At 39.8% G+C, this 8,767-nt stretch carries 4 protein-coding genes and 1 pseudogene; 1 reads left to right on the forward strand and 4 read right to left on the reverse strand.

Features of this window, described 5'->3' with window-relative positions; translation table 11 throughout:
* Positions 1 to 18: 18 nt before the first annotated feature.
* The 3 genes and pseudogenes from ACYRY3_RS22345 to ACYRY3_RS22355 all read right to left on the reverse strand — a co-directional run.
* A pseudogene (locus ACYRY3_RS22345) lies at positions 19 to 354 on the reverse strand (transposase); the annotation flags it as partial.
* A gap of 5 nt (positions 355 to 359) precedes the next feature.
* Positions 360 to 1,202: an Rpn family recombination-promoting nuclease/putative transposase gene (locus tag ACYRY3_RS22350; protein ID WP_460203828.1), complete on the reverse strand. Its 843-nt coding sequence runs from the start codon at positions 1,200 to 1,202 to the stop codon at positions 360 to 362.
* 114 nt (positions 1,203 to 1,316) lie between these two features.
* A complete protein-coding gene (locus ACYRY3_RS22355) occupies positions 1,317 to 2,072 on the reverse strand; it encodes a phospholipase D-like domain-containing protein (protein WP_460203829.1) in 756 nt (251 codons plus the stop codon).
* Positions 2,073 to 2,267: 195 nt separating this feature from the next.
* Here ACYRY3_RS22355 and ACYRY3_RS22360 point away from each other — a divergent pair, with 195 nt between their 5' ends.
* Positions 2,268 to 5,252, forward strand: a complete 2,985-nt coding sequence (locus ACYRY3_RS22360) for an NACHT domain-containing protein (protein WP_460203830.1) — start codon at positions 2,268 to 2,270, stop codon at positions 5,250 to 5,252.
* Positions 5,253 to 6,020: 768 nt separating this feature from the next.
* On the opposite strand, the gene ACYRY3_RS22365 is transcribed toward ACYRY3_RS22360, so the two are convergent.
* Positions 6,021 to 8,767, reverse strand: a 2,747-nt coding sequence (locus ACYRY3_RS22365; RefSeq protein ID WP_460203831.1) for a glycoside hydrolase family 15 protein, incomplete at its 5' end; no start/stop codon positions are given.

The following is an 8,767-nucleotide window of genomic DNA, read 5'->3' on the forward strand; positions in this document are numbered from 1 at the left end:
ATGATTAACAAGTATTTGTTACACAATGAGTTGCCGCAATTGCTCTAAGGTGTTTACTGTCTTGATTGCTTGCTGAATAGTTTTTAACCGATCTAAATCAGAAATCTGAGAGATTTGTTGCATCAGTTGCAATCCTTGGGCACCGAATTTTATTTCTAATCCCAGTTCAATACCTGATAGTACCCCTCGCCGTTCACCGCGTGCTTCACCACGTGCTTCACCGCGTGCTTCACCGCGTGCTTCACCGCGTGCTTCACCGCGTGCTTCACCGATTACCTCTCCCTCCTTCAATATTTGCTGATACCAAGGAGATTCTCTTAAAACCGCCATATCCCACCTCATAATTTGCTGAACACTCATCACGCAATGAGTTTCCGTAATTCATCTAAAGTACTTATAGTAAAAAGATTTAGCAAAATTGTGTTTAATCGCTCTAAATCAGTAACAGAAGCAATTTCCGTCATCAGTTTTAATCCTTCACTGCCAAATTTTGCTTCCAAACCCATTTCAATGCTTGATAGCAACTGCTGTCGCCGTCCTTGTTCTACAATTTGCTGATACCAAGGAGATTCTCTTAAAACCGCCATATCCCACCTCATAATTTGCTGAACTAGCGCAGTATCTATTACGAAGCTAGCAAAAAATGCTAGAACAGTTTCTAACTGATTTAATTGCTCGTCTTGGCGGAGAAGTTGCAACGCTTGTTGTATTGCGAATTCTTCCCCTCCACCCTTGAGAATTGGGACAAAAGGAAGCAAAGAGGGCAAAGGTTGCTGGAAAACTAACTCAACATCAACTTCCCATAAGTTAATCACGCGGTAGTCTTGACGGGCTTGCAATCCGGCAAAGTTGGACTCATAGCGAGTGGGGATTTCAATCTCGCCCTCCGTATCTTTGAGAATGTTAATCAGGACTGGATATGTAGGTATGCCATACTTTTCTTCCGCAAGTGCAGTATAAGCCCGCATCCGCTGGGGCATATTTGCTTTGTAGCGCAGTTGTAACTCGTTGAGAACTAGAAATTCGCCATACTCAGGGCTTTGGGCGCGGATTAACACATCACTTTCGCGGCTAATCCACTGGAATTCGGAGTTGAGAACTTCTCCTGCTACGATATTGGGGATTTGCGTCACCCATTTTATCCAGTTATCAGGTGCAAGGCTGATTAACTTTTTGGTGCTAATGTCAGCAGATTGAGCCATGTAAAGAACAGATTTGTTGTTTTAGTTACTAAATTTGAGATTGTACCAGTAAAACTGCTGAAAAAAACCGGATGGATAATTGCTTTTATTCTTTAATCAGAAACAATTTTTGCCTCAGTACCTGTTTAGATAGGTGCGCTGATGCTCCAAATTCAAGGGTTGATTAAAACGCTTAATCAACCCTTGAACAATACGCGGATCTGTAGTTAGGAGCCCCACTTCGCGTTCGTTGCTATATTTACCTGATGTGAGCAAGTTATGGCTACCGAGAAACGCAACATCATCGTAAACCAAAAACTTTTCATGGGTGCCCAATGCTTTTAAATGAAATTTTTCAGGATATTTATCTTGCAACTTCAGTAGCCTGGGTAGGGCACCGTACCAAAAAGTGTCATCTGTTTTGCCTTGTTTTAAATCGTCTGAGCGTCCCCAACCAATTTGAACTAAAACGTCTTTTTTAAGCAAAATTTCTAACTGTTGTATTACCCAATCGGGCATTCCTACAGGTGTAAGCCAAGGACATACAAGAATCAGAAAATTTTGAGCTTTTTGCAGTGCTTCTATAAGTATGGCTCTACTGCCAGAACGGTCAAATACTAATTCATAGCTATAAGGTTCAATTGCTTTTAGCAAGTGGTTTATGTCAGCAAAACAGTTGTTTGTGTATTTTTCAAGAGAGTCTAGCCGTAACGCTAAATCTTGAATTTGTTTTTGCAAAGGGGATGCGATCGCTTCCATCTCATCATGCAACTGTACTAAATCTATTGCTCTTAGGGTAAGGGGTTGTAGAGCGCGATCGCTTTTTCTGACACTGTTTGTAGAAGTTACCGCAGACTGCTCATATTCATGAAAAAGGGAAAGTTGTTTCACGACCATATTTGCCTCACTGTCGAACGCTGATTTCTAATGTATTCACTGCTAAATACACTGTAAAAAATTCTCTTATAAAAGTCAGTTCCCAATAACTTCTACTTAAAGTGGAACTAAGTGGAAGATATATTCCACTTACACAATTCAATCTTTGTTATAAAATAAGATGATTTATAAGAATTCAAGAGGTTGATAATGAATTGGAATGCTTTTTTAAGAAAAATTGCTGACGAATTTGGTTTATCTCCAGCGCAAAACGAAGTTTTCCTAATCATGTTTGATTTTGCCAATCAAAAAAAGACAGATAATGAAATTGCAACACAGATTCAAGAAGAATTGGGGGTAGATTGTGAAGCATATAAAAAGCGGAAAAGTGGAATTTTCAAAAAGTTTACTAGGAGCAAGCACAATAAAAATGGTTGTTTAGAAGCGGATGACAAACGCCCAGGTAAATATAAAAGAATGCAAAATTGGTTGACAGAAAAGTACAAAGATTTGTCAAATCAATCTTCTGTTGTTGCTGAAAGTACAACAGTTATTAAAGAATTGCAACAACGTAGCGAGGCGATGTTGAGAGAGAAATTAAGACCAAGTATCAACTCTCTGTTACAAAAAGCAGGGATATGGTTTGAATCCTACAGCGACCTTTATGTTGAGTTACAACTAAGAGAAAGGCAACAGAAGAATCAGGACGTTGACAACTCTGAAATGATTTGTGAGGAGGAGCAAGAGCAGATAATTGCACAAGACAATTTTTTAAGGCAAGTCATCGGTGAGGGAAAGAGTTACAAAAGTCAAGGCAAACGTATTGCCATTATTGGTGAACCAGGTTCGGGAAAAACAACTCAGTTGCAGCAAATTGCCAATTTTGCATTGGGGACTCCAGATGCTTTAGCTGTATGGCTAGATTTGAGAACAGATAGCCAAAAGTCTCTTAAGCAGCGTTTATCCGATTGGTTGAATAAAGCATATTCTGGAGTAGGAGAAACACCGCCTGAGTGGAAAACAGCATTTGAGCAACTTTTATCAAGTGGTAAAGTTTGGTTGCTTTTAGATGGCTTAGATGAGATGGGTTGGCAAACTGAAAGCCCATTAGAAAAAATGGCTTCTGACCTCGAAGGCTTGCCACAGAATCTACGGATAGTGCTCAGTTGCCGTGTGAATCTTTGGGATACTGTTGGTAGAAATGCCCTCTCTGGCTTTGACACTTATCAAACAAAACCATTTGAATTAACTCAGGTAAACAAATTTATTAACGAGCGTTGGTTCAAAGATAATCCCAAGCTAGCGCAGGAATTACAAAATAAGTTAAATGAGCAAGAGCGGCTTTTTAGTTTAGTTTCAAATCCATTGCGTTTGACGCTATTATGTTACATTTGGCAAAAGCGGCGTCAGGAATTACCTCAGGGAAAAATTCAACTTCCCAATACAAAAGCATCATTGTACAAAGAGTTTGTTGAATTGTTCTACAAGTGGGCAACTCAATTATCTCTACAGGAGCGCCACCTACTAAACCAAAAATTACCAGAATTGGCTCTAATAGCATTAGAGCAAAAGAGAAATCAATTTCAGTTACATAATTTCGTGTTTCAAGTTTTATGTGAAACTACAAAGTTAGCTTGCCGAGTAGGATGGTTAGTTCCAGTTAGTGAGGGATTAGGAGAGGAAGTTTACGAGTTTTTCCATCTAACGTTTCAAGAATATTTTGCAGCATGTGCTATTAAATCTTGGGAATATTTTCTCCCTCAGGATCATGTTGATAGACCAGTAGTAGATCCAGACAATCCTGGCAAGTATAAGTGCTACCGAATTTTTGCTCCGGAGTGGAGAGAAGCGATCTTACTTTGGCTAGGACGTGAGGATGTACTGCCAGAGAATAAAGAGAAGTTTATTCAAAAACTGGTAAAGTTTTGTGATGGGAGCAATAATTTCTACAGCTACCGAGCTTACTTTCTGGCAACTTCAGGAATAGGCGAGTTTAGAGAGTGTGAACTTGCAAAAGAACTCATAGAGCAGCTGGTTGAATGGGGATTTTGGTATTTTGAACATGAACAATATGTTTCAAATGAGGAAAAACCGTATATACTTATTAATCTGCGTGTCAATCTTAGTGAAGAATTAGCACAGAAATCTAGAGAAGTTTTGCTAGGCATTGGTCACAGTCATGTGATTATAGCGTTAAATCAACGATTACAAATTTATCAGGAATCTGCTCGATTGTCTCAATTGCTAAAAGGTTCATATGATTTAGGGCACATTGATAATTTTACTCTAAATAATTTCATTATTATTCTCATACATCAGCGTGCTTTGTTAGCTTATTTTTTAGTTACACTTAATGAAGTTAAACAAGATATTATTAATATTTTTTACGAAGATATTAATTTTTTACTAAAAGAATTAAGCGAGCTTAGGTCGAATGATTTTTCAGATTTCTCTGATAATTTTAACCATGTAAAAATAATTTTATGTCTAATTATAGCTTCTAGATTGTTGACAATCCAACCTAAAAATTCAATAGCAATTAAGGCTATTCAAACTTCACTCAAATTGGTTTCAGGCGAAGAAACTAGTTCAAATGTCGCAAATCAGTTTGCATCTCTATGTTCTTGTATAGATTTGAAGCTGAGTATTAAACCTTGGATATATAGTTTATATCAAATAAAATTTTTATCCAAAAAACTATTTTGTAAGCTTCAAAAAAACCTAGATATTGATGACATATTTGCGAAGGCAACTCTACAAAGACTTTCAAATGATTATCCTGAAAAAAACATTGTTAGTGTGACAGAGGCGGAGAAGCGAGATTTCCTTGAAATCGCTATTGAAATTTTACAAACCAGTAAAAACAAGTTTCTGCTTTGCGGAATTACTTATAGGCTGGGAAAACTATGCGTTGGTAATTTAGAAGTTGCTACTGTGTTGATTAACCTATTACGTACTCATCAGGATTTGGATATTCGTAGGCAAGCCATATTGAGTTTGAAGGCAATTCTCACGACAAACATTTGTTCATACGTAATTGCAACTGTAAAGGATTGTCTGGAGAATTCAATCAAAAATGAAGATACTGTCTTATATAGGTGTTGCGATCAAATTCTTTGGCATTGTGCCGAAAATCTGTCCTACCCTGCCTTCTATGAAGCTTGGCAAAGTTCTCTTACTTCTGATTTAGGCTGACGTTATCCCATGCGTTTGTATTAAAAAAATCTGATAAACCTTGCTGATAATAAATTCAGGTTTTCAACAGTTTCTCACTGCCTAAAGGGCACGCTTATGCAAGCGGGATAAGTAAGCCGACGAGAAAAAACCAAACTATGTAACGAAAAGTAAAATCTCTGTATTTGGTTCGTAGTAGCGCTTAAGCGTATGTACCGCAGTTACAATCCAGTAACGATTATTTGCGCCGACTTACTTAGTGTATTTTTCTCATAAGTATTGAATCGGACGTGATATGAGGTTGTAAAGAAAAAGAGAAATTGCCGAATTTCAAGGTTATTACCTCATAAAGGTACGTCACATTGCGTTAACGCAACCTACAAAATTAAGCCATAGCATTCCTAAATCGTTCTTGAAAAATCTCTAAGAAATTTAGCTAGGGCTATGCAGGAATTGAAAAGCGGTGGGCAGTACCCCTGACTTTTCACGGTATCTGGAAAACCCTACTTCCATTCCTCTCCCTTACAAGGAGAGAAGCTTTTATATCTCCCCCTTCCCTTATAGGGAAGGGGGCTGGAGGGTTAGGTTTTGTGTTAACTTTTCCACATGACGTGAAAAGTCAGGGCAGTACCCACCCTACTACTATGTAGCAATTGAAAAGCGGTGGGCAGTGCCCACCCTACATATTGTTTCGATGCCCCAACAATTGAACTGATGTCCCAAATTTTCTTGTGAGATGGGCATCCCGCCCGTCCATCTTATGCGGGCTAGAAGCCCGCACTACAAGAATTAGGCTGCTAAATCTTGACCAAATTCAGTCAAGAAGCGGAACGCTTTCACAATATAGGTGGCGCACTCTCTCGGAGAAGTGTTGTAAAACGATCGCCACGCACTAGCTTTATCCTCATCATAGCGATCGCGTCTGTCAGAATGCTTGTCTAACCATGCCAGTCTGACAGCGTGACCGATGAGTACATCCAACACTATATATTCTTCAATTTGCAGTTTGGGATTACTAGATGCAATCGCTGCCAATTCCATCAAAGTCTCAATACAAACTTGTCGGTACTCAGGAGCCTCAATTTTATTTAATAGATGCTCGATTTGTAGGGCAAAGTTTTTTTCACCAGGCGTCATTTCTGACAAAATTTCTTCGCTATCCAAACGATTGCGTCGCTCTAGTTTGTCACCAATAACCAGCCCTTTGCAGTGTTCCATAACAAGCCAAACCTGCTTGAAAAAGTCCTTTGGCACGCGTCCGGTTGTTCCCTCTGCTTGGCGGAAACGCCGCCAACCACCCAATGGCACATCTATGTCCTCCTCTAGTATAGGTAGGACAACCCAGTCAATGTCGCTTTCTTTTTGTTTAACGTGTAATGACTCTTGCTGGCGCAGCAAGTTGCTCACGCTCGCGTATTCAAACAACACCTGACGCACTCGTGTTAACACCTGCAAGGGTGAGAGCTGCATCAAGTATTCGTATGCTTCATCCTGAGTGACATCCAACTCACGTACCAGTTCACTGGTAATTAATAATATAATATACCCAACTCTTAGTGTTAGTAGCCCTTTAAAGAGTTCCGGTTCTGCTTTAATCAAAGCACTCAGATAAATGAGAATTTCTTGAGTCAAAACGCGATCGCGAATATCTTCACGACAAAAGACATTAATTTTCTCAACAATTTCATTGTGTGACAGTGGGAGCGTTATGAGTGAATCTTCGCTATAAGCCTTACCTACTGCAATTTGCTTACCGCGTACCAAAATACTCGTTACCACATCCGACAAATTCAGATCGCTCATTTGCCGCAATCCCGCAGCACGACGCACAACTGCCCAAATGCCTGCGTCTCCTGCTTTGGTATAAACCTCATCCAGCAAATCACCCACCGTTACGGAACGCCCCGGTCCACCAAAGCCAGTATCAAAATCCAGCCCTTGCAAACGAGTCAAAGTCTGCAACAGCTCTATTTGCTCGTAAAGGTTGTCTGACGATCGCAAAGAAGAAAGCAACAAATTAAGATTTGTTTCACACTCCATTTGAAATTCTTGAGTGTGACGCAACTTCCAGTTTTTCTCTGGATTGTAAATCAAGTAAGAGCAGCGCGGTGTGGAGTTTTGCACTGACGATTGGGAAAACTCGAAATCTTGAAAAACCTCAATTCTTTGAGTCGCCGCTGTAAGTATCAATTGATTGAGCCGTCCTAGTTTCACCCGGACACCATTACAAACACCATCCTTCAGTTCTTGCATCAGTGCCAGTAATGCCTCACTCCCTGTTTCTAACATGGTGTGAGTCAATATCAAAGTTAAAGTTGGGCGTCCCAGTTCAATACAATATTTTTGGATGTATGCGAGTTCACTTCTGATTTGATCCACCAAAAAATGGTAATCAAGAGTTAAGTAAAAAACTTGGGGGTCTAAAAAGGAGGGCAGAAAGACAACTGTCTCACCACGAATGCGAAAGATTTTAGATGTTGTGAGACTTCGCAACTTCCGCACTGGGCGTCCTGTTAAACCCAGTTTATCGTTGCGCCCAATTTGGGTGTATATTGCTGAAAGGTCGGTAGCTTGTCTGACCTGAATTGGTTCTACTTGCTTGGGCGTTTGCGTTTCAATCCCGTGAACTGCCAGTTTTGCTTGTAAATCTTCATCTTCTGCCAGAAGAGCAATTTGAACCAAAGGCTTTTGGTTTTTTCCAATGTATAAATGCCTTCCCAAAGGATCGATATCACCAACAGCTATCAATCCTTCACTCAACATTTGACCGAGAAAATACAAACTTTGCGCCCATACAAGGGGAATATTTTCATTAGGTAAACGCGGCTGAGTGTGGGGTGATTGCTTTTCCGCCTCTACATACTCCTCGGGGACATAATACAATTCTGGTAACAAAGACAAACCATCTCGTTCTACCAATAAAGACTCCAAACGCTCTTGGTAATATTTTGCTTGCTCTTGCTCACCCCGAAACAACCCATCTAAAAACAGATAGGTGAAAAATAAAGGCCATTCACACTCAATATTCTCAAATTGTTTGAGTTCCAAAGGTTCATAGTGCAAGCGGTTGGTGTCTTCTAAAACTGTTTGGTGTCCATCTCGCAGGAATCGCTTGCAGCCGTATTTTCCTTCTAACTTTTTGATAATGTCGTTGTAGGTACGTTCGCGTAACTGAACATTTTCCACTGCAAATGCAGGAAAACTAATTACACTCAATAACGCCGCATCAATTTCTTTTGAAGCCGATTCTCTGGGTAATAGAGATTCCAAAGTAATCCTAGCGCGGGCAATTTCATCTGGCAGGGCGTGAATAACCGATGCCTGACAACCATGTACACCAAATAAATCTAAACCATTTATACCTTCCAATGCAGCTTTTGCCATACCTAAGGAACTGGCATTTAATTCTGCATTTCCATGATTAATTTTGTTGCCCCTTTCCCAAATACCGAAGTCTGGTGTACGGTAGGCTCTTCCTATGTAATAAACTAGATTTTGGACAAAATTGACTTCATCAAACGAATAAATGATTTGTA

Source organism: Scytonema sp. NUACC21 (assembly GCF_054684315.1).

Coding starts and splice junctions, on each gene's coding strand:
- ACYRY3_RS22350 (WP_460203828.1), bottom strand. CDS start 1,202: ATGGCTCAATCTGCTGACATTAGCACCAAAAAGTTAATCAGCCTTGCA.
- ACYRY3_RS22360 (WP_460203830.1), top strand. CDS start 2,268: ATGAATTGGAATGCTTTTTTAAGAAAAATTGCTGACGAATTTGGTTTA.